This window comes from Halobacillus karajensis (assembly GCF_900108515.1).
GTDB classification, from domain to species: domain Bacteria; phylum Bacillota; class Bacilli; order Bacillales; family Halobacillaceae; genus Halobacillus; species Halobacillus karajensis.
This window is the reverse complement of sequence record NZ_FNWW01000006.1, coordinates 192489-218898: the sequence shown is the minus strand read 5'-3', so window position 1 is coordinate 218898 and position 26410 is coordinate 192489. Positions and strand designations below refer to the sequence as shown.

Sequence of the window (26410 nt, the reverse complement as noted above, 5' to 3'; positions counted from 1 at the left end):
CGTTTTTTTACAAAATGACCTGCTTCAAAAGAAAACCCTAATTTGGGTAATACTGGGTGACCTGGGCATCCTAAAAATGGATGACCAGGTCACCCGGTATTTTACATATAGGAGGTATACAATGAGCAATCAAAAAAGAGACATTCAGCCCAAGCAGCATCAGGATCGACAACCAGGTTTTGAACACCAGATGAACCCATTACCTGAATATTTGGATGAAAACTATAAAGGAAGTGAAAAGTTAAAAGGAAAAACGGCTATTATTACAGGAGGAGACAGCGGTATAGGCAGATCCGTCAGCCTTTATTTTGCAAAAGAAGGGGCGGATATAGCCATCCTTTATCTTGATGAGCAAAAGGATGCTGAAATGACTAAACAACTAGTCGAAGCTGAAGGTCAAACATGTAAACTATATAATGGAGATATCGGCGGGGCAGAATATTGTGAAAAAACAGTGGAGCAAATTAAGAAAGACTTTGGCAGAATCGACATTCTTGTTAATAATGCAGCCATGCAATATCCGCAAGATGACTTAACAGCTATTACGAACCAGCAACTCGAGAAAACGTTCCGTGTCAACTTCTTTTCCTATGTATATATGGCCAAGGCTGTCCTCCCCCATTTACCAAAGGGTGGTTCGATTATCAATACATCCTCTGTGACTGCGTATCAAGGAAATGAACAACTTATCGACTACTCTTCAACTAAAGGGGCCATTACTTCTTTCACACGCTCCCTGGCAAAATCTTTAGTAAAAAAAGGCATACGTGTCAATGGAGTCGCTCCAGGTCCCATTTGGACTCCATTGATTCCTGCCAGTTTTGATAAAAAGAAAGTTGCTGAGTTTGGATCCACTAATCCGATGGGACGCCCTGGACAGCCACGCGAGCTGGCACCTGCCTATGTTTATCTGGCAGGCAATGATTCAAGCTATGTAACAGGTCAAATGATCCACATCAACGGAGGCGTTCCCGTTAACGGATAAAAGGAGAAGCCGCTTTACTGGCTTCTCCTTTCTTGTTTTACATGTCTTTCTTGTTACTAAAACATGATATAATGGCTCAAACTATAAAAAGGTTGGTGTGTCGTCATGGTCAAAAGTTTTTGTCACTGCTTTAGTAATCAAGAAGAGCTGGCTCAAGGGGTTGCAACAAAACGTACTTATCACGCATTTTGTATCGTTTCTGGAGACCATGGGGCTATAGAGTTCAGTTTCCGTACAAGGTATATAGACAAGGATTCTGCCGCTCCCTTTACTATATTCTACAGTGTCGAAAAAGAACTGGAAGAGGACGGTCAAACATCTAAGAAAGTCAGGATTCATAGTAAAAAACCTCTTGCTGACACCAATGAGGCCCCTTCCGAAAAACCTTTTTTGAGGAGTACGGAAAGTTTTTATTCTTACACCATTGATCTTCATTTACATAAACTTCGTTCGTTTAACAGCAATCCAAGTCACTACTTAAATACGATTCATTCCAAAGACCTTTATCAAGAATTGAAAGCCATTTATACCCGCGTTTTCAAAGAAAAACCTTCTCCTGCTGAAGAAGACCACTGGTCTATACTCATCGATTAATTTCTCTATACAAATCTGATGAATTGATTAAAGAATCCGTTTAGCTTTACGGATTCTTTGTTTCTTTGCACAGCCCACCAGTGTCCTACATAGGCTATTGTGGTAGTAACGAAATGACAGGAGGAAGATGAATGTACTCCCATTATTATCACCCATCCCCTAGCTATCCCTATGTGTTTCATCCTTACCAAAACCAGTCGTATTCCCCACATAATCCCTATGTAGAATACGACCGATATTACGCACGCCAGCCGGTACGCGGGCAAGCCAGTTGGACGGATGGAGGAGCAATAACGCAATGTGGAATTCCATGGTCAACAAATAGATATATGACCGTGGCTGTGGGACGTAATTCCCCTTACCAGTGCGGACAAACAATAAAAGTTAAAAATTTATCCAATGGAAGAGAAATCCTAGTAACGGTTGTTGATCAAGTTCCTACCTACCCTGAAAATAAGATCAGCCTCCATAGGAGAGCCTTTGAAACGTTGGGAGCAAATGTGGACGTAGGAATCATTAATGTAGAAATTGTTGCTGCACCACAGCTGGAAGAAGAAAAATGGGGAAAATACCTCTTAGAAATTGTGCAATCAGCCTATCCAAATTATCAAGCGACGGATTACAGTACGATAAGTAAAACCCCTCAAAATAATAATCAAATGAAAGAAATTTATGAGTTTCGCATGCAATCCCCTCAGGAAACGATCAGGATTCAAGGCACAGTCGTTTATAATCCGAACACAGACCGCATCACTTCTATTAACTTTCAAGAAGTGTAGAAGGGACAGAGAATGTATCTGTTCCTCCTTTTTTACATAGTACGAGCAAATAGGAACAGAATGGCACAGCCTCCTGGATAAGAAACCGCGCCATTCCTCACTTGTTATGGATGATCCGATTAGGATTGAACCAACGCCCCCTGAGGTGTCTTTCCTTTGTATCCAAAAAGACTAAAGGAAGTTTTCGTCTAGACTATAAATAAGAAAATTGTTTGTTATCACGGACTTGTTTTACATCATACTGATTACGCCAAAGCAGACCATGTCTTGGGTAACCTTCTTTCGTCATTTCACCTACTATACATACCCGTCCATGTGCTTTAAGTACAAGTTGATGAACCTCTCGAGCCCTCTTCATATACATTGTTTTATTAATGTCGCTGGCATTTCCCCACCCAATAATAACCGTATCTTCTCGATTGATTTCATTTTTCAATGTTTCATTATTCCGCTCACCAACAATCTTATTGTAAGGATAGGCATTCAATTTCTTAGGATCTGTAGATCGATAAGCAAATAAATTCAAATAGACAACTGTTGTAAACCCTTTCAATCTCGCCCAGTTTTCCACTCTTCTTGCCGTCGCATCCGTTTCGTTCTCATCAGCTATGGAAGGGTTTTTTTGAATAACAACAAGTTTCCTTTCAGGTAAATCCTCTGGTGCTATTCTAACTTGCAGGACATACCTGTATAAAGCATTACTACTTATCTCACACCGTTCCACAAACCTTACTTTCTTCAATAAGATCACCTCTATGGAATTTTGTCTTTCATCAAATGATGGGCAAAAAACAACCATTAAAGAGAAACCTTTCCCTGCTTTTTATTCTATAAACTATTCACACTACTAAAGAAATATATCTACATCAGCAAATCAATACAGGTTTTCACAGAATAGAGCCTTGGTCATCTGCTCAATCCAATATCAAGTTAGACGTTTAAAAAGAATATCTATGACTAAAACTAACCATTCTCTTAATTATCACCATAAAAAAAGAAATGACGCGGCCTCCCCCTGGATAGGAAACCGCGCCATTCCGGCACTTTGTATGGATGATTCCGATTGGGCTCGAACCAACGACCTCCACCCTGTCAAGGTGGCGCTCTCCCAGCTGAGCTACGGAATCCTATGTAGAATTTTGTCGACTGTTTTTGCTGACAAATAATAATATACTATGGAAAAAAATTTGTGTCAATAAAATATTAAGAGATTTTTATAATCTTGTAAAGATGAATTCTTATAAGCTTTCCCTTATGTTCTAGCGTGGTGTTAACTAAAATATTGATATTGGATGGTTTCCGAATACCATGGCAACATTCCCTCCCTTCTTACCAATCATTCTGTTGCTCAAACATTATACGAAGTTATAGTCACCTCTATTTTTAACCTGGAACTCGGCTTGGCCAGCCCTTTATTCCCTAATTATTGAATCTATTAAATCAAAATTAAGAATGAGTCCATCAAACCTCATTAAACAGACATTCCAAAAAAAGAATACAGGAGTAGGAATCGACTTGATACATGTTTTAAAAAAAGACAATTCAGGCCGTGCAATCTCACTGATCATTCTTAGATAATGAAAAAGCAGGCATCCAATAAGGATACCCGCTTTTTTTTAGTGATTCCGATTGGGCTCGAACCAACGACCTCCACCCTGTCAAGGTGGCGCTCTCCCAGCTGAGCTACGGAATCCTATGAAAGTAAATCGTACTGACAAGAAATAATATACTATGAAGGATCCATAATGTCAATGAAAATAATTTCTAGAGAAAAATTGGTGAGTTGTTTTCCCCGGAGAGCAATGATTATCAAGATTTGTATGGTCCTCCCTGAAGGTTTTCCCCCATACAGGATAAAGCACTCTTATCGTAATATTCCCTCTCAAGGTAGTTGACTCAAGGGGAAGAAAGCCGATCATTACTTTCACCTTTCATCTGTTCCACTTTTTCGACAATTATATGATAAAATAGAAATAGAACGTTTAAATGGGAAGGGATGTGGAATTTTCTATATGAACTTTCCATGCTGTGAGGAGGTACTCGGAATTTGGGTAGAGATGGATCAATGACAGAACACACAATAAACAGTAACTATTTAAATGAAACGATGACTTTAAGGGTATATACCCCGGAAAATTTCTCACCATTATACAAGTACCATTTCTGTATTATGCAGGATGGAAATGATTATTACTCCCTGGGGCGGGCAGCTACCTTAAGTGATAAGCTTCATAAAGAAAATCAAATTGAGAATACCATTTTTATAGGTATTCATTATAAGGATAAGTACGACCGTCAAGATAAATACCATCCCAACGGAAATAAACAATCCGATTACGTGAATTTCCTCATTCGGGAAGTTGTGCCGTTTCTAGATGCTGAATTCCCCGGTTATTATATGGGACATGGACGGACACTGGTTGGGGATTCTCTTGCAGGGACGCTCGCCTTGATGACAGCCGTTAAATTCCCAAACATATTCGGCAATGTCATCATGCAAAGTCCTTATGTGGATGAACATGTGAAAGAGGTTGTTGAGTCTACAAAAGACTTTTCTTCATTAACGATTTATCATACTATTGGAAATAAAGAAACCGATGTCAAAACAACCGCTGGCAACAGAAGAAATTTTCTTGCACCCAACCGGGAGCTGTGCGGATTTTTAAGTCTTCAGTCTATAGCTTACACATACCACGAGTTAGACGGCGATCATACATGGGGTACTTGGCAGAAGGATTTTGAGAATGCTTTATTGAAAATGTTTGGTAAGGAATAACGTATTATAAGAACCAGGAGGTTAGGCCAATGAAATACGGAATAGCAGTTTTTCCATCAAAAAAAGTACAGGATGTGGCGAATTCATACCGCAAACGTTACGATCCCCACTATGCGTTGATTCCCCCGCATATCACAATGAAAGAAGCGTTTGAGGCAGATGAAGAAGAAATTGAAAATAAAATCATCCCAGAATTAAGCGAAATCGCTAAAAATACCCAACCTTTTTCTTACGGGGTCTACAAAGTGAGTTCTTTCTCTCCTGTCACGAACACCATATACTTAAAAATTGAACCGTCAGAAGAAATCTTCGAACTAAATGATAAATTACATGCCGGGGAGCTCCCTGATGAGAAAGATTTTTCATTCGTTCCTCACATTACGATTGCCCAAAAACTTTCTGATGAAGAGTTTTCAGATGTATATGGGAGCTTACGCATGTTAAAGTTCGATTTAAATGATAAAGTGGACCGCTTTCAATTGCTTTATCAACTTGAAAATGGAGCATGGAGCGTTTATGAAACATTCCGTTTAGGTAAAGGGTGATTCTCCTTGAACATCGTTAGAGTTAAACAAACACAGCAAAAAGAGGACGCCTTTCATGTGAGGCAGGTTGTTTTTGTAGAAGAACAACGAGTACCTTTAGAACTGGAAATCGACGAATTTGATGATTCAGCGATTCATTTTGTTGGTTACGAAGGGGAAAAACCTGTGGCCGCTTCCCGTCTTCGTTTTGTTCATGGATTTGGAAAACTGGAAAGAATTTGTGTCAAAACGGAATACCGCGGTCATTCTTTCGGCAAACAAATCATTGCCGCTATGGAGGAAGTCATCCGGGACTATGGTTTTGAGAAAGCTAAACTGAACGCCCAAACTCATGCAGAAGCTTTCTATGAATCGCTTGGATATCAAACCATTTCCGGCCAATTTATGGATGCCGGCATCCCACATGTTACGATGGTAAAAGAATTATAATAAAGAACGACTTGCTTACCGAAATGTGAGGACTCTACATCCCATTCTAAGCAAAACAAAAAACTCCGGAATCTCCGGAGTTTTTTGTTTATATTCAGGTTCATTTGTCTAAGATAAGTCATATAGGCCACAGTGAAGGATCGTGAAAATCTATATGGATTACTTACAAATCACCTCTGAGACTCTTTTTGGATTTTTAGCGCTTTTTGTTATGACCAAAGTGCTTGGAAAATCACAAATCACTCAAATTACAGCGTTCGATTTCATTGCCGCGCTTGTTCTCGGGGAACTAGTAGGCAATGCTTTATACGATAAAGAAGTCGGAATTCTTGATATCGGGTATGCCATTCTCTTATGGAGTATTCTCATCTATACAACAGAAATGATTACACAGAAATTCAAAGGAACAAGAAAGTTACTGGAAGGGAGCCCCTCCCTGGTTGTTTACAAAGGCAAAATTGACAGAGACCAACTAAAAAAGAACAAACTGGACGTCAACCAGTTACAGCACTTATTACGTGCCAAAGATGTATTTTCAATCAAAGAAGTCCAATATGCGGTACTTGAGACGGATGGTACCATCTCTGTGTTAAAAGCCTCTCAATATCAAAATGTAACCAGGGATGATATGAAACTCGCTCCCAAGAATGTACCGCTTCCCCGTGCGATTATCAGCGATGGGGAAGTGATTTGGGATAACTTGCGTGAAGCAGGTTTTGATGAAAAATGGCTGGATGACCAACTCAATTCCCAAGACATTCAGGACCCCTCTGATGTCATGTATGCCGAATATACAGAAGGTGACAAAGATTTATATGTCATTAGTCTATAATAGAAAAACACCATTTATAATGAATGATGCGGTCCTCCAACAGGCCCGCTTTTTTCAATCCAAGAAGATAAGCAGTGACAGCCGTTCTGAATAAAAGCCATTGGGATAAAGGAGGGGACTGAATGCCATAATGCTTGCACATCGCTGCGATAACAGTCTCCTGAGAGACTGTACCTGCTTCTACTAAATACTGGTGTAACCAAGCAGACAGCTGTTCATGATAATCAATATTTTTTTGGATGGTGACTTTCGGATTTTCTTCAAAGATTCCATGTCCCGGGACGGATCCCCGATAAGTTAAAGTTAAAAGCTGATCTAAACTATCTAAGGTCATGCTTACATCGGTCAAAAAAGGAATCCTATGTTTCTTTAATGTTTCCTCACTAAAGTAGCTGTCTGCCGCATAAAGGATTCCATCTATTTTTAATGCTAGTTGATGGTAACTGTGTCCCGGCAAATGAATCGCCGTTGCCAGAATGGATTCAAAGCTGATTTCTCCTTCATCTACCACCTTGTCAATTCGAACACGTGGGCCTTCTAAAAATTTATTATGTAATTCTGGAAGCGGATCGTTTCCACCAAACAAGTACAAAGGTTCAAGCGTGGGATTACGCAGAATGGCTTCTTCAAAAACGGGAGCGACGGTATAGACATCGAAGTGTTCCTGAAGGAAGGATGCACCTCCATAATGATCGGCATGAGCATGAGTAATAAAAAGGTGCGTCAATGGAAGCTCCCTTTTCTTGAGCTCTTTGAGCACCTTTTTTACAGATGAAGAATCGATCCCGGAATCAATCAGTAACCCCGTCGTTCCTTTGTTTACGTATCCGATATTGACTGAGCTATGGTAATAATAACAGGATTCATTCAATTGGTGAAAAGACATATCCACGACTCCTTTAGCTTTTTTATACACTTTCGCTAAAGTAACGGCCTTTTCCTGTTATTTCAAAAAGGATAATACAGTGATTGGTTTGATCCATGTCGGTTCTCCCTTTTTTCACCACATGCATTTGGTTGGGAAACTGAATGGAGGATAGCTGTTTTTGATCATTTTGACAACCATTTTCTCTTGTCTGCTGGTGTTTCCTTTGATTAAGCTTTACTTTATATACTTTTTCTAAGACAAAGGGTGAACGTTCGTGTTGGGCTGTTCTGGTTTGATAATCCTGGTACTGATAGTGATTGACAGGCAGAATGTATCCCATGTTGAAGCCTCCTTTACTCTTCTATCCCCTTCTTTTCTATTCAAAAAAACGTTCTATTTTTCCCATCTGTTTTGTTAAGAATTTCTCCATCTCCGTCATGCGGGTAGTAAACCGTCGATCCCATGCTTGAAAATCCTTCTCCCATTGATTGAATTTCTTTTCCGGCTGTTTGATGATTCCATTCATCTTCGACGTTTCTTCATCAATTTCCTTCAACACCTCGAATATTGTTTTTTCCTTTTTATTAGTCATTGACGATCGACCAATGTATAAATGATGGATTGTAAACCTGACAGAGCAAGTAAAAAAACGATCCATTCTCCATAAGGCACGATTATATAGAAGAAAAGCATAAATAAAGCAGACCATACCCCTACACACCATTGACAACTTAACCCTTCTCCAATAAACCCTTTCGGCTCAATCCATTCTTCTTCCACTCCCTGTTCATTAACCACCACTTTCACATCAATAAAAGGGCGACGAAACCATTCCATGATGTAATCCCTGACAACCAACCGGGTCAAACGAAAAGCGGCAAGCCCCAGTAGAAAAAACTCCATTAAACTTATGGTCATTTTTATCCACTCCCATGAAGAAAAAGCCACTACGTCCTCCTAGTAGTGGCTTTAACTTTATACTTTTAAAACCAGCGGAATCCTCCACGGCGCTCAGAGGATTCATCATCATGACGATGGCTTGAACTACTTTCATCTCTTCCTTCTTCTTCTTGACGACGTCTTGGTCCACCGAAGAATGGATCAAACCGATCATCACGATCGCGGCGATCATGACGGTCGTGGCCTTGTGGTTCGATAACAACATTATCCGCTTTAATTACAAGGTCTTTTACATGTATGACCTTCTTTTTATCAGACATTCCATTCACTCCTTATTCGATTTCACTTCTAATCTATGGTATTTGCCCCAAATGGGTATAGTCTCCTGCCTATGTAGAGCAAAAAAAGTGAGGATTCCAATAAAAGAGACAAATGCCCACACCGACCTAGACACATTTCATATTCTAGTAAAGACAATACGTCAATGCGTATGGAAAGGGGAAAATTTTAATGAGCTGTGGTAAAAATTTTGATTCAGGCTCTTGTGTAATTGACATTCTTAAAGATATCGTAGACGCACAGAACGACGTCATGCATGATTGCACGACCAGCTGTGAGCAATCCATTGCGGACCTTCTTGGTGATACTGGAAATGGAGGGTCCAACTTCGACACAGTTCCTGTCATCCTTTATTGTAAAGACTGCAAACCTTTCAAAGGATTCGGCTCAAGACGCGGTGGCGACAACTGTGAAGTGAGAGGAAGCTTCTTCTTCCGTGTTAAATCTGTAGACGACGACGGATGCGCAATCCTAGAACTTCTTTTCTCTGATGACCGCAGAGGTCGTGGCGATGACGAAGAAGGCGGCCGTGGCCGTGGTTCAGGACACCACCACAGAAACAATCCAACAGATCCAGCCGACCAGGATTGTGATGACCTTCGAGCATCAGGCATCTGCATCACTGTTGATTTGAACTGCTTCTGTCACGTAACATGCCTTCCAGCAGCACAAACTCTATAAAAACAGATGAATCAGAAGAAAAACCGCGCCACTACCAAAAGGGCGCGGTTTCTTTAGGTTAAAAGCCAAGTAAGCGGATATCACGAATCGATTCAAAAGCAATTTCTCTATGAAACGGCCGTTGGAAAACTTTCATATGGACGATCCCATCTTTGTAATCAGTAATGTACCCTCTGTATTTTTCCTCATCTGCCGTAACTTCACATTTCATTTTAGGAACATGTGGCGATAAATGAAAAAAGTAGTTAACCTTCTCTTCCAGTGACATATCATGAAAACGCCTTCTACGTTCCCTTGGAGCCTCTGAATTTGTGGTGTCTTCCTTTTCCGATAACACGTCAGAATGATTCTCTTCAACGATCTCCGCAGAATCCTGTGTCTTTAACTTCGCTAGTTCTTGACGGTGCGGGGATTGGATCCTTCGCATTCTTATTTCACGTTCATTTGTAGGAGTGTCTTTCGGAGGCTGTTCTATTTTATCTTCTGACTTAGATGGACGCTGGCTGCGAAAACTCGTTTGCATCGGTACTTCCGCGGGCTTTAACCCTTTAGGCTGTACGATATAAAGCATCGGCGGCCTAGCAAGTCTTCTTTCTTCTGCCATCAAGATCTCTCCTTTTCCTTTCGGTCGTCATTCTATATATATGCCCAGAACTGCCTTCATGTTCACTCTCCTGCTTATTAGACAAAACACCACAAAACTTCTTATTCCCCCATTCTATGCACCCCCTCTTCCTTTCATTACTATAGAAAAGATTAGAGATGCTAAACAAAAAAATTCCCCTTTCTCTAAAGAGAAAGGGGAATTTTTATTCCTTTAATAAGCAACGATACTAAAGCCTGAATCCACGTGGATAACCTCTCCTGTAACTCCACGCGAAAGATCACTCATCAAGTAATAACCTGTATCACCGACTTCTTCCTGTGTAACTGGTCGACCCAATGGAGCGCGCTCTTCAATTACTTTTAATATCTGGTTAAAATCACCTACACCCTTTGCTGAAAGTGTACGAATAGGGCCAGCTGAAATTGCATTTACACGAATATTGTGTTTACCCAGGTCATTGGCTAGGTATTTAACACTAGCATCAAGGCTAGCTTTTGCTACACCCATCACATTATAGTTTTTCACCACTTGTTCTCCACCAAGATATGTGAGTGTAACGATACTCCCTCCATCCGTCATCAGTGGCTGAGCAGCCCGAGCTACGGCTGTCAACGAGTAAGAACTAATATTATGAGCGGTCAAGAATCCGTCACGACTAGTGTTTAAGAACTCATCCTTCAGCTCTTCACGATTTGCGAAAGCTATGCAGTGGGCAAGACCATGGATGGTTCCCACATCATTGCTGATTTGTTCAAACGTTTGGATAATAGCTTCATCATCTGTGACATCACACTCATAAACTAATGATTCTTCGCCACCCTCCAATGTGTTCGCAAGATCCTGGACTGATTTTTTAAACCGTTCGGATGCGACTGTGAAAATTAAGCGTGCACCAGCAGCGTGAAGGGAACGTGCAATTCCCCAGGCAATGCTTCGTTTGTTCGCCACTCCCATAACGACATATGTACGTCCTTCTAATGAAAAGTTCATATTAAATACCCTCCTTGAGGTAAAATTATCTAAATTAGCATTTGTTATTAGTACCTGCTCCTATTTTAAACCATACAGGGTTTAAAAACAAATCCTTCCTTATCCCCCCTTTTAAGAATAAATTTCGTTCCATAAAAGAGTTAAAGGCTTTCATAGATCGTTTCCACGCAAAAAACAAGCCTCCTTTTCGTAGAAAAGGAGGCCATATACTAACACCATTCACAATATTCCAGTTCCATTTTCAGTTCTTCCACATATTCGTGAGAACCTGTAACAATAAGGCGGTCACCCATTTGTAATTCAGTATCCCCATGAGGGACAATCGAATCTTTCCCTCGGAAAATACGGACCATGATGACATCGCCAGTAAACGGAAATTCACGAAGGTGAATACCGTTGTATACCGAATTATTCATATTAATTTGATAAAGCGCACTATCCTGCTTCGTCAATATATCCACAACGTTCGGTGCTTCGATCATCGCTTTCAATAAAGCTTTTGAAGACAAGAATACAGAAAAGACATTGATATTCAGGTCTTTCATTTCTTGAGATAATTCTGGTGATTCAACACGGACAATAACCCGCTCAACCCCTTGCTCTCTAGCAAAACGGGCAATCTCCGCATTACGTTCCTCATCTCCTGTGGAAGCGACAATCAAGTCAACTTCAAATACACCAAGGTCCTTCATTTTTTCTACATCATAACCATCCAGTTCTTTAATATCAAAACAATTCCGGCTGATGCGTTCATCGATTTTATCTACTTTTGTGTGGTACAGGTGAGTCTCATACGCTTGAATGTCAAGTTCCCTGACTACAGGAAGGGTCATACGGTTTGAACCGATAAAAGAAACGACGGTCTTGTGATCTTCATCTTCGAAACGGCCATAAACCTTCTTGAAAACAATCGGGGCGACTAGACATGTAAGGACAGCCACTAATATAAGCGCCCCTTCCATCTGGTCATCAATCATCCCTTCCCGCTTTCCGATAGCAGCCGCTGCAATTACAAGAGATAGCGTAGACGTTAGTATAAAACCGGATCCGAGGACGGTTTTCATATCATACCACTTACTCAATATTAAAGCTGGCACAATCTTAGATACAAGCAATGCCAAGAATAAAAGAGGGATCAATAATAGAACACGAGAGTCTGTAAATAAACTCCAAATGTCAATATCCACACCAACCATAACAAAGAAGATCGGAATTAAGAATCCGTACCCAAAACTGTCCAGACGTTTAACCATTTCAGGGTTTGGAGAAAGCAGTGAAACGAGAGTCCCTGCTAAAAAAGCGCCTAAGATGTTTTCTGCCCCTACGGTTTCGGACAAAGCTACGAGTAAAAGGATCAGTGTAAAAACAGCACGGGTATCGATTTGAATCGTCCCTTTTGCCATTGTTTCCACAAATGATTGGTCTCTGAATTTTTTGCCGATGTAGTAGAAAAGCACACCTGCTGCAAAAAGAATAAGCAACAACCATGTATTTCCACCACTTTCGCCATAAATAGATACGAAAATGGCAAGAAGAATCATTGTCACTAAGTCTGCAATGACGGCTATCAAGAGAATCGTCTGACCGATCGTCGTCTTCATCATTTGCGCGTCCTTTAATGTAGGAACAACTACACCTAGTGAGATGGTTGAGATAATCAATGTCATTAAGAAGGCATTATCAATGAAACCTGCCCACACAAACATATACGATAACGCGAAGGAAATAATGAATATGCCGATGAAGACAATCGTCGCTACCCATACAGGGTTCGGGGCCCCTGTGCCCTTGTTTTCAGGCTTTGCTTTCTTCTTCCTGCTGGCGAAAATGGAAAAGTCAATCTCCAGGCCACTTAGGAACATCAGGAATATAAAACCTAAAGTAGAGAGGATCTCTAACCAACTTCCATGTTCAACAATATCGAAGCCACTTTGACCAATAATTAAGCCAACAATGATTTCTGCCACTACGACCGGAATAATATTCAACTTAAAACGGTGTAGTAGGATGGGAGTAATGAATGCGGCGATAATAACGATAACCAATGAACTTACTGAAGCACCGTGTTCCATACTCGCCCTCCTTCCATCAAATTAATAAATTCATAAATGCTGTCGCCAAACCGAAGTAAATCATGATCGATATCAAATCATTTATGGTCGTAATAAACGGACCGGATGCGACGGCGGGGTCGATTTTCAACCGATGCATAAGAAGGGGAACAAGAGAACCTGCCAGTGTGGCAACAACCAATGTTAAAAAGATAGACAATCCAACTAATAATCCTAAGAAGAAGTTTTCTTGCCATATATATACAATAAGGGTCATCAATAAACCACAAGAAAAACCAGTGATCAAACCGGTTCCAGCTTCTCTCAGCATCATTTTCCATTTCCCTTGTTTCTCAATTTCCCCTGTTGTGATTCCTCGAACAGCAACCGCCAGAGCCTGAGTACCGGTGTTTCCTGCCATTCCCGCTATTAATGGGATGAATATAGCCAAGATGGCTACTTGATCTAAAGTTTCTTCAAACCGGCCGATCAAACTCGCTGTCAAACTACCTAAGAACAGGAGGATAACAAGCCATGGCAGCCGCTTTTTGGCTGAGGCAAATGCATGATCATCAGGGCTATCGACATCTGAAATGGCAGCAAGTTTGGAGTAATCGTCACTTGCTTCTTCTTCCATGACGTCCATGATATCATCGACGGTAATAATACCAAGCAAATGATCCTGAAAGTCCACAACAGGTAAAGCAAGAAAGTCATAGTCACGGACCATACGTGCTATCTCTTCCTGATCCTCACCGACTGAGACCGATACCACTCGCTCGTTCATAACATCCGATATCAACCATTCTTCTTCTGAAATAATTAAATCCCTTAACGAAATAACACCAACCAATCGTTTATCTTCATCAATTACATATGTGTAATAGATCGTCTCCGCATCGGGGGCTTCCGTTCTCAGATGAACCATAGCTTCTCTGATCGTCATCCCAGCTTTTACAACAACAAATTCTGTCGTCATAATCGAACCAGCTGTTTTTTCTTCATAATGAAGCAGGTCTTTAATTTCGTCAGCTGCATCATCATCCATGATCGTCAAGAAACTCGCTACCTTATCTTTGTCTAATTCATTGAAAATATCAACAGCATCATCGGTAGACATTTCTGCAAAGACTTGCGCTGCAAAAGGTGGTGCCATTTCAGTAAAGAATGGTTCAATTTCATCATAATCGATATGCTCCATCACATCCGCTACCTCTTCAGGTGAGAGGTAAGTATAAATTTGCAGCCGTACATCCTTTTCTAAATCTTCAAATATTCTTGCCTGGTCATATGGATGTAACTCCAGAAATTCTGCACGGAACTGATCGATATGATCATTAAACAAAGCATCTTTAATGTTGGCCCATACTTCTTGGCGCTCCTGGTCATCTAAATGTTCCATAAGCAACCCTCCCCAGCGTCTATTTCGTTTTTGACCGTTTAATCTTAATGGCGATGAACCTGTTTGTCAACGAATGTCACTTAATATTCAACATCACGCACAGAGCACATAAATGTAGTTTAACAGAAGGTTGAACGGAAAGGGAATAGAGTATTTATGTTTAGTATTTCGAAGGCTTGGGAAAAATATCTTCCATATATAGGGCACACCCTGAGTCTATTCATATAGGAGCTTTATAGGATAAAAGTAAAGGAGAATTCATCATGAGTTATGATATTATTGGCGACGTGCACGGATGCTTCGATGAGTTGAAGCAATTATTTAATGAACTCGGCTACGAGTGGACCGACGGCCTCCCCCATCACCCCCAAGGGTACACACCTGTTTTCGTTGGTGACATTACAGACCGGGGCCCTTCTTCAATTGAATGTATTACCTTCGTTTATCGATTAGTTACAAAAAAAGGAGCCCATTATGTCCCAGGAAATCATTGCAATAAACTATACCGCTTTTTTCTCGGAAACCCTGTCCAGGAAAAACACGGACTAGAGACAACAGCTGAAGAATTCCGATCCTTAGAAAAGGAAGATCAAAAAATAGTAAAAAAACAATTTAAACATTTATATGAAGAAGCACCCTTTCACTTAATTTTGAAGGATGTCAACGCTGTAGTCGCTCATGCTGGAATCCGTGAAAAAGATATTGGTCATAGAAATAAAAGTATTGAAACTTTCGTCCTTTATGGGGATATTACCGGCGAAAAGCTTCCTGATGGCAGGCCCGTTAGGCGTGATTGGGCCCAACACTATAAGGGTGACCGCTGGATTGTGTATGGTCATACTCCTGTCCGTGAACCACGCTTTGTCAATAAAACAGTAAATATTGATACGGGGTGTGTTTTCGGTGGGAAATTGACCGCCTTCCGCTTACCTGAAGAGAAGATTTTCAGTGTCCCTTCTTCTATGCCAAGGATAGAAGAGAAATTCAGTTATTAACCAGTCTTGAAGAATAGACAAGGGGGAGAAGCCAGGTCCACCTGGATCCCGCCTCCTTATCCCTTCAGATTCCAAAGTCATGGACATAAGAAGCCACATTAAAATCATCCTCTACTCAGGACGCTTTTGTAATAGAGTAAAATTCCTGTCCTATGCCCCCCATTAATTAAGGGGGAGCTAGTCATTAAATGATTTATGAGACAAGGACTGAAGAACAGGTGCCATGTTTATTCAGGATAGCTTAAAACAAACCTCGGTGAGTAACCACTGCAACTAGAGGCTCCCCACTATAAAGTTATTAAAAAACTTGAGGCATGGAATGCCTCAAGCGTATGTATCCCAGTCTTTGGGAGGCTCTGATACAAATCTCATCTTTTCCTTCGTCCATGGATGAAGGAAACAAAGACGATCACAGTGAAGAGCTTGACCTTGCTTTCCTTCCAAGGCTCTCGCCCCATACAGGGTATCACCAGCCAACGGATATCCTTTAAACGCCATGTGAACACGTATTTGGTGAGTCCTCCCTGTTAAAAGCTTAAAACGTACTCTAGAAAAGTCCTGCCCCTGCTTTTCAAGGTAAAACTTAGTCTGAGAAGGTTTACCATTCTCAGCCACCGTTCTTTTTATGATTGAATCTTCCGCACGGGCTATCGGTTCATCAATTAAACCTTCCTTTTCATGAAAACACCCCTGCACGAGAGCTACATACTCTCTCGACACTTCATCCAGCTTCTTAGTAAGAAGCATATGACTATAGGCATGTTTAGACACAAGCATAAGACCTGAAGTCTCGCGATCCAGTCGGGTCACGACATGTACAGTGCATGGATACTCTCTCCGTTTATATTCATCAAGCAAGTAACTCGCAATTGAAGGCTCTTGTTTATTGAAAGGAGGTACTACAGGAATCCCTGGTGGTTTATCAATCACAAGGACATCCTCATCTTCAAAAAGAATCGACAGAGGACCTTGTCTGGGGATAACAGCCCCTCTTTCTTCTTTTGGAAAAACAACCTTTACTTCATCCTCGATTTCAAGTGGCTGCCATAGTTCCGCCATTTTTCCATTCACATATACAGATCCTGATATACGTACTTTCTTTAATAGCTGCCGTGAAAATTCACCAACTTTGATCAGGAAATCTCTGATTGAAAAACCGCCGTATTCTTCATGCACCCGCCAGGTTTTTGAAACTTCACTCGGAGTAGTCATCGGCAACAAATGAGTCATGGACGCGTTTCCAGAACGGAAATGGACGGAACCTGGCAAAACGGACTTTTTCTTCAGCTACTCGACACTGAATCGATTTCACATCTTTATACGTACGGGTAATGTGGTCAATGGTAAACAGGAAACTGCGGTCATGCTTTGGTTTGAACATGCATGTGTGATGACTAGGTAGGATAAGCGGAGATCCAATTGTCCGGAATACCCGATTGTTAATCGAAGCCATCTCTGCAATCTGAAAAGCTTCAAGTGAAGGGTGTAAAATAGCTCCCCCAAGGGCTTTGTTATAAGCTGTACTTCCTGAAGGAGTGGAAACACATAATCCATCCCCCCGGAAAGTTTCAAAATGATCGCCTTTAATTTCAATATCCATCACGACAGAACCTTCAGCTGTCTTAATCGTGCATTCGTTCAATGCAAGATATCGGTCTTCTTCTCCTCCATCTTTTGGTCTAATCGTAACTTCCAGTAGTGGGTATTCAACAACCTGAAACGGAGTTTTGGCTATTTCAATGATCAATTTTTCTAACTCTTCCGGCATCCAGTCTGCATAGAATCCCAGATGACCGGTATGTATACCGATAAAAGCTGTCTTATCTAACCTATGAACATAGGTGTGAAAGGCCTCTAACAATGTCCCATCTCCACCAACAGATATAGCCAGTTCTGGTTCGTCTTCATCATATTCCAATTTAAACTCAGTCAGATAGTTTTTGATTTTAGAGCGAATTTCATTGGATTTCTGATCGCCTTTGGATAAAATCGAGAACTTCATTGGTCCACCACTCCTCACGTTTTCCTCGGATTTTTCTTTAATTCTTCTTTTCTTAAGAATGCGCGTTGGGCTTCTTGGATCTCACTTTTGATCTTTGACATCTCTTCATCAAGCTGAAACGCAGCTTCTCCTGCTCGCTTCAGGCGGGATTTGATCTCTGTAGGTATCTTTCCCGAATACTTATAATTTAAAGAATGCTCATTCGTAGCCCAAAAATTCATCGCCAAGGTTCGAATTTGGATTTCGGCAAGCACTTTCTTTTCGCCATGAATCGTTTCCACAGGATAACGGATAATGACGTGAAAAGATCTGTATCCACTGTCCTTTTTCCTTGATACATAATCCTTTTCTTCGACTATTTCAAAATCATGGCGGTTGCGAAGCATGTTCACTACCGCATATATATCATCGACAAATTGACAAACCACACGAACTCCCGCAATATCCTGTAATTCTTCTTCTATATTTTCAGGGTTTATGGCTTTTCGTCTTGCCTTTTCAATGATGCTTGACTTTGGCTTTACCCTTCCGGTCACAAATTCAATCGGCGATTGTTCTTCTTCATATTCAAATTGCCGGCGCATCCCTTTTAATTTAATTTTCAGTTCTTCCACTACTTGTGCATAAGGTGCTATAAATATCTCCCAATTCATCCAGCGCCCACCTTTATGTATCCTTTCTTCAGAGGAAATCGTAATAGTAAATATGTGCGTTTTATCTCCCATTCATTGTATCATAAAGTTAGCCTGCAGAATAAGCACGGCGCCTGACAATATACTACGATCAGGAGGTTTTGATCATCGCACAAGAAATTGAAATCGAGTTTAAAAACATGCTGAAAAAAAATGAATATCAGAAGGTCTATCAGTTCTTGCCATTCGAATCAGTTGAACTAATTGAACAAACCAATTATTATTTTGAAACAGAAGACATGCTTCTAAAGCAACAGGGCGCAGCTTTAAGAATCCGTCAAAAAAACGGACAATGGACTTTAACCTTAAAGCAGCCTCACGAAGAAGGATTGCTGGAGACACATGATTCGTTATCAGAAGATGGGGCGAACCTTTGGATACAAAATAAAATGATGGAAACGCCCGAGGTAAGTAAACAATTACGTGACCTTGGTATTACAATCGAACACCTCCATTACCTTGGTTCATTGACGACGAGGCGTAAAGAAGTGGAATATAATGGAGCCACTATCGTCCTTGACCATAGCTTGTATTACGACAAAGAAGACTATGAACTTGAAGTAGAAGCAAGTTCTCAGGAAAACGGAAAAAAAGTCATCCGTGAAATTTTAAATGCATGCAATATTCCTGAACGACAAACAGATAATAAGATTAAACGCTTCTACAATGCTAAGCTGCAATCAGAATAGTTGCCGTTGCGCAGCCCCCATTGCTAAAATGTATGAACAGACAGGAAGGGATGTTATGCAACAACAAGGAACCGTTTTTGAGGAACTCGGGAAAGAAAAAATAGATGAGCTTGTAGAAGCTTTTTACAAACGGGTGAGTGAACACCCGGATTTAACCCCTATTTTTCCAGATGATTTCACAGAAACCATCCGTAAGCAAAAACAATTTTTAACGCAATTTTTTGGTGGTCCCCCCCTCTATGTCGAAGAGCATGGTCACCCTATGTTGCGTGCGAGGCATCTGCCTTTTAAAATTACTCCTACAAGAAGAGATGCATGGCTGTCTTGTATGTCAGGGGCCATGAATGAGGTTCGCATTGAAGAACCTTACCGGTCATTCATGTTTGAAAGGCTTACCATGACAGCAAACCATATGATGAATTCACCAGAGGATGGGAAAGGAGAATCGATGTGAGTTGGAAAAGTTTAAACAGTGACAAAGAAACAAACGGAACAGCGAGCGGCTTTTTCAATTTACTAAAACGACCGATTGAGATCTATGTATTTATTGATCCTCTCTGTCCGGAATGCTGGTCACTAGAACCCTTTTTGAAGAAGCTCACAATCGAATATGGACGCTTCTTTACCCTCCGACCGATTATCAGTGGTAAGCTTGCCTCATTACACCAAAATAAAATGAAAAAGCCTGAAAATTTAAAGGAAGTTTGGGATAAAACGGGATCACGAACAGGGATGTGTTGTGATGGAGATGTATGGCTGGAAAATCCCATTTCCTCTCCACTTGCGACAGCACTAGCCGTTAAAGCTGCTGAGCTTCAAGGAAAAAAAGCCGGCATGCGCTTTTTGCGTAAAGTTCAAGAAAATGTATTCCTTGAAAAACAGAACATCTCAGATGAAAATGTTTTAATTGAATGTGCTGAAAAAAGCAGACTTGATGTAAAAGAATTCAGAAACGATTTATACGGAGATGCTGCCCGCCGCGCCTTACAATGTGATTTGAAATTAGCGCATGAAATGGATGTAGACTCTACCCCCACCATTGTAATCTTCAATGAATCTGAAGAAGATGCAGGACTGAAAATCACTGGTTTGTATGCGTATGAGGTTTATGTGAAAGTGTTGAAAGAAATGCTGCAAAAGGATCCAAAGCCTGGCATAAAACCTGCTTTGGAGGATTTCTTGCAACACTATCGCTTCGTAGCAAATAAAGAAATTGCTGTGGTATACGATTGGACTGAACAAGAAGCAAAACGGGAAATGAAAAAGCTTGTGCTCAAACAAAAAGTACGGGAAGTACCTGTGAAACATGGGGCTTTCTGGAAATATATTGGTTCATGATTAAAGGTCCCTGATTCGGGGGCTTTTATTTTTAGTAAGTGTCATGTGTCCATAAATCCTTCCATAAAATAAACCATGGGGGTGTGGCATATGAAACTTTGGATGATCCTTCTCTTTTTATTAATGATCTTGTTTTTAGCTGGTTTCCATCTATTTGCACTTATGCATCTTTATCCTTTATACATCAGTTCACCATTATTAATCATAGCCATCTATCTTATCATCTCTATTCCTTCACACAAAAAGACCTTTCGTGGATTTAAATAAACCCCACAGAACTAATTGTTCTGTGGGGTTTTAAATTGGATCACTTCTTCAGTAACTGTTCCATTTCGTTCAGCTTTTCTTCAAAAACATCCAAAGCGGATAAAATAGGATCTTTCGAAGTCATATCGACACCGGCTTGTTTTAAAACTTCAATCGGGTAATCACTGCTACCAGCCTTAAGGAAACTCTTATAACGCTCGACAGCAGGCTCCCCTTCCTCAAGAATTTGACCAGCGAGGGCCTGGGCAGCAGCATAACCCGTAGAATACTGGTACACGTAATAACCCATATAGAAATGTGGAATTCGAGCCCATTCAAGACCAATTTTTTCATCAATAACGATGTTTTCCCCGAAATACTTTTTATTAAGATCGTAATATATTTCAGTTAATTTATCTGCAGTCAAAGCTTCACCATTTTGAGCTTGCATGTGAATATCATGTTCGAATTCAGCGAACATTGTTTGTCTGAACACCGTGCCCCTGAATCCTTCTAAGAAGTTGTTCAGCAAGTAAAGTTTTTCTTTTTCACTATTCGTGTTTTTAATCATATAGTCGTTAAGCAAGGCTTCATTACAAGTCGAAGCGACTTCTGCAACAAAGATGGAATAATTCCCGTAACGGTACGGTTGATTTTTATGCGTGTAATAACTATGAAGAGAGTGCCCCAGCTCGTGAGCAAGTGTAAAAAGGTTGTTGACATTATTCTGCCAGTTCATAAGGATATAAGGATTTGTTCCATAGTGCCCGGATGAATAAGCACCACTTCTTTTACCTTTATTCTCTTCTACATCAATCCAGCGGTTCTCAAAGCCTTCTTTTACTAAACGAACATATTCTTCGCCAAGCGGTTTTAACCCCTTAAGTACAAGATCCTGTGCTTCTTCATACGAAATTTCCATTTCTGCATCTTTGACAAGAGGAGTATAAAGGTCATACATATGGACCTCTTCAAGTTCAAGCACATCTTTTCTTAGTTCAGCATAACGGTGCAGCAGTGGTAAACGTTCATTTACTGCTTCCAGCAAATTATCATAGACGGATTCAGGGATATTATTATTATCCAGTTTCGCTTGACGTGCCCGGTCATATTTTCGGACAGATGCATTAAAGTTGTTCTTTTTCACATGGCCTGCAAGTGTGGATGCGAACGTGTTTTTGAACGATCCGAACGTATCATACATCGCATCAAAGGCTGATTTTCGGACTTCCCGATTATCAGACTTGAGGAAATTGATGTATCGCCCATGAGTAAGATCGACTTCTTCCCCCTTTTCATTCTTAATGGTTGGAAAAGTAAGGTCAGCATTGTTAAGAGCCCCAAATGTTTGAGAGGGATTGGCTCCGATTTCAGAAAAGCCAGCTAACAGCTTCTCTTCCTTCTCGCTCAAGACATGTGCTCTCTGACGGGTAATTTCATCAAGGGTATGCTTATATAGTTCCAGCGGGTCATACGAGTCTATAAAGCTTTTCACTTTCCCTTCAGGGAGGGCTAAAATTTCCGGAACGATAAAACTCATAGCAGAAGCTATTTTAGTAAATAAATTTTCTGCTTTGGCATTCATTTCCTGATAGTGAGAATTGGTTGTATCCTGGTCATTACGCATATGAGCATACGTATATAACAATCCAATTTTATGGGATATTTTATCTTGAAAGGAAAGAAGCTCATAAAGTTGTTCTGCAGACTCTCCAACCTTCCCTTGAAACTTTTCCAATTCAGGCAGTAACTTTTTCGCTTCTTCTAATTCTTTATACCATTCTTCATCTGTAGCAAACATGGCTTCAAGATCCCACGTTTTTTCTACAGGTATTTCGTCTCTTTTCGGTAATTCTTTCGTAGACGACATCCAGCATCCTCCTTAAAAATATTCATCATCCTAAAAAATTCTCGATTATCGTGTGAATCCCTTCCTAAATCTTAATTCTTTGTAATTTTTTCAACTTATGCAACATCTGTAGATCATCCTCCAGTGCATCTTCCATACGTGTATGAAATAGAACCTGTTTTTTCTTGATATAATTATTCTCTCCCGTTTTTTCTATGATATTTAATTGAGTAAGCATGTTTATATATTGGCCAGACAGATCAGGAACGTATCCATTTAAAGTAGGAGAAATATTTAAGGGAGGGAACTTAACTGGAGCGCCGATCGGTAGATGTAAAAGATGGTCGACAAATAAACGGGTCTGCCATATATAAGGCTTCGTTCCCAGCTGTACTTGACCTGGCAGAGGCAAATAGCAAATACTCGGGATAAGTGAAAAGTGGTACCCTTTCAGGTATAAATATTGACGGTAGTTCTGCTCTTCTGAGCCTACCTTCCTTTGATATACCGTCCGATTTTTGTACCATGATTTTTCTATTTCCAAGAACAGTCGTTCATTGGAAACGTGATGACGATGGGGGCGAAAAAGCTGAGAGAAGCTGAATTCGGATAAGGGCACATATCGAATATCTGCATGAATAGGACGCAAGCCCGTAGAATGAATATTGGAAACAAGAATGAATCTGCTTTGAGAGGCTTCAAAAAAGAAGAGTTGGTATTGTTCTTTCCAGTAATATAAAAATGTGCGGGAAAAATCATTAAGGAAAATTTGATGGGGGTTCGACTTATGAAAATGTTTTGTTCCTAATATCCAGAGCGGAAAAACTTCAGCCTTCCTATAACATAAGGTCCTTTTGTTAATTTCATGAGGGGGTATCGAGGCACATTGAAATTCAATCGCTATTTTTTTATTTTTTACATTTAACCATAGGTCAGGTCTCTGTTTAATTTGGGGTAGATAATATTCCAATTGAACCTGATATCCCTGACCTTTTAACCATTGATACAAAGCCCACTTTCCTTTTTCATGTTCCACTGTTTCCCCGCGTTGTTTAAACGTACAATCACTTTTTGGAAAATGAGAAAAGTGTGGGATCGTCTTCGGTCCGGCACGGACTTGTAAAGGTTCATTACATACAGGACAAAAGTAAAGGCTCTTCCTTAATGAATCAACTTCTTTGAGAGTTCTTTGGTATAGGGAATATAACTCCCCCTCCGCATTCATGGCATAGAGCACCTAAAACACCTCCTTAAGGATATATTATTCGACATAATTCCCTAAAATCCCTTCTTACTACCATATTTGAAAAAGAATACAAAAAAAATAAGCACACGCATTTGTGTGCTCGTCAATTAATCGACAGGAAAATATTCTTGAACTAACTCCAAAGCGCGATCATTGAAAATGGTTTTCCCATATTCCTCAAGCCGGTGGATGGTTAGAGATGATTCTTGTGCATATTCCATAAGTTGGCTTAACACATTTTCTTGTTCATCATCACTCATATTTTCATCTATGAATTGAATATATAAATAGTAACGATCTTCAAAGTGGAATAAGCGTTGCTCCATGGACTCAGCAGAGGACAAATAGTGACTCAGTTGGATAATATCTTCAAACTCATTAAATTTGAGTGTGAAAGTTAATGGTTCGTCTGAATCCTCCTGGTCGGCATCATCGTCATTCCTCTGATCATAATCTTCTGAAGCATGGAATTTATCATCAAGCAGTGACTCCAGTTTATCATCCACTGGAACATCAATTGCCTTACCGTCTTCATTTGGTAGTTCTAGCTTTTGACCATCCTGGGATACCTGCGCTTTCGTAACAATCACTTCTAATCCTTTGTCCATTGCCTGGACCTGGATCCATAATGGTCCATCAGCTTGGAAGTTTTCCTGATCGTTTACTTCATCCATCATTTCCCAAAAAAGTTGTTCGCTGCGTTCACGGTTATACCAAATTTCTTCTCTGTCGAATCCTCTTTGCTCGACATCTTGATATGTCACATAAAATTTAACGGTATTTTCATTAATGCGTTCGATTTCCATACGTCTCTCTCCCTTCTTGTCATGTTTTAAGGGGGAAGGGAACACTCACCCTTGTGTCGCTTATAAAACCTTACCCGTTAGGCCTAAGCTTCAACCGTCGTGATGTGCAAATGTTAGGGTTGATGTACTTCTATTGTATGACAGCAAAGGCTTTTTGGAAAACAAAATGCTTGAATTCAGCATATAACCATTCATGTCATGAATAAACATAGAAACAGGCCCTCATTAGGGTGATTGACTTTATATTTTAGCTCATTCCCTAAGGTTTGTCACTACATAGCAGGAGGATTTTTCAATGAATTGGGACTTGCTTGAACCATTACTTATTATTATTAGTATTGACATCATTCTTGGCGGTGATAACGCTGTGGTCATTGCTCTTGCCAGTCGTAATCTGCCCCCTGAACAAAGAAACAAAGCCATCATGTTCGGGACAGGCTTAGCCATCGCCGCAAGAGTTCTTTTAACCATGGCAGCCCTGTACCTTCTTCAAATCCCCTTCCTCCAATTAATCGGGGGACTGCTTCTCTTTTATATTGCCATGAAATTGCTGACTGATACAGAAGAAACAGATCATATTACGGCAGGGGATAGTCTTGCGGCGGCTATTAAGACCATTGTCTTTGCGGATATCGTGATGGGATTTGATAATGTGCTTGCCATTGCAGGTGCTTCTCATAATAACATTATCCTCGTGATGATTGGTCTTCTATTCTCTGTTCCCATCATCGTGTGGGGAAGTAAAATTATTCTTGCGTTCATGGACAAGTTTCCACTGCTCATTTACTTTGGAGCAGGGATCCTCGCCTACACGGCAGCCGAAATGGTTATGGAAGACCGTTACATTTTTCAATACATCGAGAACTATCCCTTTATCCAACAATGGTTTGCGGTAGTCATGGTTATTACAGTGATTACTTTAGGTTATTTCTCTAATAAGAAAAAAGGCACGGCGGTGTAACCAAAAATCCCTTTATCTCGTAAGAATTACTGATCACTTCCCGTTTGTTCTCCCTCCAAAAACATGAAATAGGAATATAAATACAAAAAAAGCTGTGAAGGTATTTAACCATCACAGCTTTTCACATTTATTAAATTAATTAACTAAACGCTGAGCTTCTTTCAATTGGAAAGTTCGTACACTACGAGGTAAGAAACGACGAATTTCATCTTCATTGTAACCTACCTGCAAACGTTTATCGTCTAAAATGATCGGACGACGTAATAATCCGGGGTTTTCCTGAATCAGGTCAAAAAGATCTTGCATTGGCAGCTGATCAAAATCCACTTTTAGTTTTTGGAAAACTTTAGAACGCGTTGAAATAATCTCTTCTGTTCCATCTTCTGTCATGCGGAGAATCTCTTTAATTTCATCCAACGTTAATGGTTCAGAAAAAATATTACGTTCTGTATAAGGAATATTGTGCTCTTCAAGCCAAGCTTTCGCTTTTCGACATGATGTACAACTTGGTGAGGTATAAAGTGTGACCATATAGAAACTTCACTCCTCAATATTTTATGGTTGAACCTTAATTGCTTATTTATTTGTAATCAATATAATTTAACCTTGATTCTACTATAACACAACTGTCAAGTTTTCTCTACAAAAACACGAACGTATGTTACAAAAAGCAATTATAAATCGTTTCCATAGTCTAATACCACGTCGTTAACAATAATAAACCTATTTTTAAAAAAATCAACGTTGTTTCATGATTTTCAACTAAAGTCTTCTTATTGAAAATACCCACTCTAATTAAGTGGGTATC

The 26410-nt window shown here is 40.2% G+C and carries 31 protein-coding genes and 2 tRNA genes; 14 read left to right on the top strand and 19 right to left on the bottom strand.

What is annotated here, in order from left to right:
• Window positions 1–121: 121 nt before the first annotated feature.
• From BLW54_RS14070 to BLW54_RS14060, 3 genes are all read left to right on the top strand, one after another.
• The gene (locus tag BLW54_RS14070; protein ID WP_035510249.1) at window positions 122–985 is read left to right on the top strand and encodes an SDR family oxidoreductase; all 864 of its coding nucleotides are present in this window, start codon (window positions 122–124) and stop codon (window positions 983–985) included.
• A gap of 105 nt (window positions 986–1090) precedes the next feature.
• On the top strand, window positions 1091–1579 hold the full coding sequence (locus tag BLW54_RS14065) for a hypothetical protein (protein WP_035510247.1): 489 nt from the start codon (window positions 1091–1093) through the stop codon (window positions 1577–1579).
• Window positions 1580–1710: 131 nt separating this feature from the next.
• A complete protein-coding gene (locus tag BLW54_RS14060; RefSeq protein WP_035510245.1) occupies window positions 1711–2358 on the top strand; it encodes a DUF3889 domain-containing protein in 648 nt (215 codons plus the stop codon).
• 193 nt (window positions 2359–2551) lie between these two features.
• Here the strand turns inward: BLW54_RS14060 and BLW54_RS14055 are convergent, their stop codons facing one another.
• The 3 genes from BLW54_RS14055 to BLW54_RS14045 form a co-directional block, all read right to left on the bottom strand.
• Window positions 2552–3100 (bottom strand): DUF1643 domain-containing protein, encoded by a 549-nt coding sequence (locus BLW54_RS14055; RefSeq protein WP_167358822.1) that lies wholly within the window; start codon window positions 3098–3100, stop codon window positions 2552–2554.
• A gap of 312 nt (window positions 3101–3412) precedes the next feature.
• Window positions 3413–3485: transfer RNA gene (locus tag BLW54_RS14050), tRNA-Val, on the bottom strand.
• 493 nt (window positions 3486–3978) lie between these two features.
• A tRNA-Val gene (locus BLW54_RS14045) sits at window positions 3979–4051 on the bottom strand.
• Window positions 4052–4405: 354 nt separating this feature from the next.
• On the opposite strand from BLW54_RS14045, the gene BLW54_RS14040 reads away from it, so the two are divergent.
• The 4 genes from BLW54_RS14040 (at window position 4406) to BLW54_RS14025 (ending at window position 6940) form a co-directional block, all read left to right on the top strand.
• Complete coding sequence (locus tag BLW54_RS14040) at window positions 4406–5134, top strand: alpha/beta hydrolase (protein ID WP_035510228.1); 729 nt, start codon at window positions 4406–4408, stop codon at window positions 5132–5134.
• Window positions 5135–5163: 29 nt separating this feature from the next.
• Entirely contained in the window at window positions 5164–5679 is a 516-nt protein-coding gene (locus BLW54_RS14035; RefSeq protein WP_035510227.1) for a YjcG family protein, read from the top strand.
• Between the two features lie 6 nt (window positions 5680–5685).
• A complete protein-coding gene (locus tag BLW54_RS14030; protein ID WP_035510225.1) occupies window positions 5686–6108 on the top strand; it encodes a GNAT family N-acetyltransferase in 423 nt (140 codons plus the stop codon).
• A 154-nt stretch (window positions 6109–6262) separates the two neighbouring features.
• Window positions 6263–6940, top strand: coding sequence for a DUF421 domain-containing protein (locus BLW54_RS14025; RefSeq protein WP_035510223.1), 678 nt, complete (start codon window positions 6263–6265; stop codon window positions 6938–6940).
• Here BLW54_RS14025 and BLW54_RS14020 read toward each other — a convergent pair.
• The 5 genes from BLW54_RS14020 to BLW54_RS14000 form a co-directional block, all read right to left on the bottom strand.
• Window positions 6930–7826 carry an MBL fold metallo-hydrolase gene (locus BLW54_RS14020; RefSeq protein ID WP_035510222.1) on the bottom strand — a complete coding sequence of 299 codons (897 nt, stop codon included), beginning with the start codon at window positions 7824–7826 and terminating at the stop codon, window positions 6930–6932. The two genes, BLW54_RS14025 and BLW54_RS14020, sit on opposite strands and share 11 nt — an antisense overlap.
• 22 nt (window positions 7827–7848) lie before the next feature.
• Window positions 7849–8148 (bottom strand): hypothetical protein, encoded by a 300-nt coding sequence (locus tag BLW54_RS14015; RefSeq protein WP_035510220.1) that lies wholly within the window; start codon window positions 8146–8148, stop codon window positions 7849–7851.
• A gap of 36 nt (window positions 8149–8184) precedes the next feature.
• On the bottom strand, window positions 8185–8400 hold the full coding sequence (locus BLW54_RS14010) for a hypothetical protein (protein ID WP_035510218.1): 216 nt from the start codon (window positions 8398–8400) through the stop codon (window positions 8185–8187).
• Window positions 8397–8726, bottom strand: a complete 330-nt coding sequence (locus BLW54_RS14005; RefSeq protein WP_035510770.1) for a DUF1360 domain-containing protein — start codon at window positions 8724–8726, stop codon at window positions 8397–8399. Before BLW54_RS14005 ends, BLW54_RS14010 begins: the two co-directional genes overlap by 4 nt.
• 65 nt (window positions 8727–8791) lie before the next feature.
• Window positions 8792–9028 carry a hypothetical protein gene (locus BLW54_RS14000; RefSeq protein ID WP_035510217.1) on the bottom strand — a complete coding sequence of 79 codons (237 nt, stop codon included), beginning with the start codon at window positions 9026–9028 and terminating at the stop codon, window positions 8792–8794.
• 190 nt (window positions 9029–9218) lie between these two features.
• Here BLW54_RS14000 and BLW54_RS13995 point away from each other — a divergent pair, with 190 nt between their 5' ends.
• On the top strand, window positions 9219–9728 hold the full coding sequence (locus BLW54_RS13995; RefSeq protein ID WP_074735239.1) for a CotY/CotZ family spore coat protein: 510 nt from the start codon (window positions 9219–9221) through the stop codon (window positions 9726–9728).
• A 58-nt stretch (window positions 9729–9786) separates the two neighbouring features.
• Here the strand turns inward: BLW54_RS13995 and BLW54_RS13990 are convergent, their stop codons facing one another.
• The 4 genes from BLW54_RS13990 to mgtE form a co-directional block, all read right to left on the bottom strand.
• A complete protein-coding gene (locus BLW54_RS13990) occupies window positions 9787–10332 on the bottom strand; it encodes a CotO family spore coat protein (RefSeq protein ID WP_035510214.1) in 546 nt (181 codons plus the stop codon).
• Window positions 10333–10545: 213 nt separating this feature from the next.
• Window positions 10546–11325 (bottom strand): enoyl-ACP reductase FabI, encoded by a 780-nt coding sequence (fabI, locus tag BLW54_RS13985; protein WP_035510212.1) that lies wholly within the window; start codon window positions 11323–11325, stop codon window positions 10546–10548.
• 209 nt (window positions 11326–11534) lie between these two features.
• Window positions 11535–13397, bottom strand: a complete 1863-nt coding sequence (locus tag BLW54_RS13980) for a monovalent cation:proton antiporter family protein (RefSeq protein WP_035510210.1) — start codon at window positions 13395–13397, stop codon at window positions 11535–11537.
• 16 nt (window positions 13398–13413) lie between these two features.
• Window positions 13414–14778 carry a magnesium transporter gene (mgtE, locus tag BLW54_RS13975; protein WP_035510208.1) on the bottom strand — a complete coding sequence of 455 codons (1365 nt, stop codon included), beginning with the start codon at window positions 14776–14778 and terminating at the stop codon, window positions 13414–13416.
• A 263-nt stretch (window positions 14779–15041) separates the two neighbouring features.
• Here mgtE and prpE point away from each other — a divergent pair, with 263 nt between their 5' ends.
• Window positions 15042–15773: a bis(5'-nucleosyl)-tetraphosphatase PrpE gene (prpE, locus tag BLW54_RS13970; protein WP_035510207.1), complete on the top strand. Its 732-nt coding sequence runs from the start codon at window positions 15042–15044 to the stop codon at window positions 15771–15773.
• A 324-nt stretch (window positions 15774–16097) separates the two neighbouring features.
• On the opposite strand, the gene BLW54_RS13965 is transcribed toward prpE, so the two are convergent.
• From BLW54_RS13965 to yjbM, 3 genes are read right to left on the bottom strand one after another with little or no spacing between them, the layout of a single operon-like run.
• Window positions 16098–17003 carry an RluA family pseudouridine synthase gene (locus BLW54_RS13965; protein WP_231622415.1) on the bottom strand — a complete coding sequence of 302 codons (906 nt, stop codon included), beginning with the start codon at window positions 17001–17003 and terminating at the stop codon, window positions 16098–16100.
• Window positions 16969–17775, bottom strand: coding sequence for an NAD kinase (locus BLW54_RS13960; RefSeq protein WP_035510205.1), 807 nt, complete (start codon window positions 17773–17775; stop codon window positions 16969–16971). Before BLW54_RS13960 ends, BLW54_RS13965 begins: the two co-directional genes overlap by 35 nt.
• 14 nt (window positions 17776–17789) lie before the next feature.
• Window positions 17790–18428 (bottom strand): GTP diphosphokinase, encoded by a 639-nt coding sequence (yjbM, locus tag BLW54_RS13955; protein ID WP_035510204.1) that lies wholly within the window; start codon window positions 18426–18428, stop codon window positions 17790–17792.
• A gap of 140 nt (window positions 18429–18568) precedes the next feature.
• Between yjbM and BLW54_RS13950 the strand changes: the two genes are divergently transcribed.
• The 4 genes from BLW54_RS13950 to BLW54_RS20765 all read left to right on the top strand — a co-directional run bounded on the left by BLW54_RS13950 (window position 18569) and on the right by BLW54_RS20765 (window position 20761).
• A complete protein-coding gene (locus tag BLW54_RS13950) occupies window positions 18569–19156 on the top strand; it encodes a CYTH domain-containing protein (protein WP_316245391.1) in 588 nt (195 codons plus the stop codon).
• A 55-nt stretch (window positions 19157–19211) separates the two neighbouring features.
• Window positions 19212–19610: a globin domain-containing protein gene (locus BLW54_RS13945; RefSeq protein WP_035510202.1), complete on the top strand. Its 399-nt coding sequence runs from the start codon at window positions 19212–19214 to the stop codon at window positions 19608–19610.
• Window positions 19607–20494 (top strand): ClpXP adapter SpxH family protein, encoded by an 888-nt coding sequence (locus BLW54_RS13940; RefSeq protein ID WP_074735237.1) that lies wholly within the window; start codon window positions 19607–19609, stop codon window positions 20492–20494. The genes BLW54_RS13945 and BLW54_RS13940 overlap by 4 nt, the downstream gene beginning before the upstream one ends.
• Before the next feature lie 90 nt (window positions 20495–20584).
• Window positions 20585–20761, top strand: a complete 177-nt coding sequence (locus BLW54_RS20765) for a hypothetical protein (RefSeq protein ID WP_167358821.1) — start codon at window positions 20585–20587, stop codon at window positions 20759–20761.
• 40 nt (window positions 20762–20801) lie between these two features.
• On the opposite strand, the gene pepF is transcribed toward BLW54_RS20765, so the two are convergent.
• The 3 genes from pepF to mecA all read right to left on the bottom strand — a co-directional run bounded on the left by pepF (window position 20802) and on the right by mecA (window position 24641).
• Window positions 20802–22610 (bottom strand): oligoendopeptidase F, encoded by a 1809-nt coding sequence (pepF, locus tag BLW54_RS13935; protein ID WP_035510198.1) that lies wholly within the window; start codon window positions 22608–22610, stop codon window positions 20802–20804.
• Between the two features lie 64 nt (window positions 22611–22674).
• A complete protein-coding gene (locus BLW54_RS13930; protein WP_074735235.1) occupies window positions 22675–23826 on the bottom strand; it encodes a competence protein CoiA in 1152 nt (383 codons plus the stop codon).
• Between the two features lie 116 nt (window positions 23827–23942).
• On the bottom strand, window positions 23943–24641 hold the full coding sequence (gene mecA, locus BLW54_RS13925) for an adaptor protein MecA (protein ID WP_035510195.1): 699 nt from the start codon (window positions 24639–24641) through the stop codon (window positions 23943–23945).
• Between the two features lie 295 nt (window positions 24642–24936).
• Here mecA and BLW54_RS13920 point away from each other — a divergent pair, with 295 nt between their 5' ends.
• The gene (locus BLW54_RS13920; protein ID WP_035510193.1) at window positions 24937–25602 is read left to right on the top strand and encodes a TerC family protein; all 666 of its coding nucleotides are present in this window, start codon (window positions 24937–24939) and stop codon (window positions 25600–25602) included.
• A gap of 135 nt (window positions 25603–25737) precedes the next feature.
• Here BLW54_RS13920 and spxA read toward each other — a convergent pair whose 3' ends face one another.
• On the bottom strand, window positions 25738–26133 hold the full coding sequence (gene spxA, locus BLW54_RS13915) for a transcriptional regulator SpxA (protein ID WP_035510192.1): 396 nt from the start codon (window positions 26131–26133) through the stop codon (window positions 25738–25740).
• Between the last annotated feature and the right edge of the window lie 277 nt (window positions 26134–26410).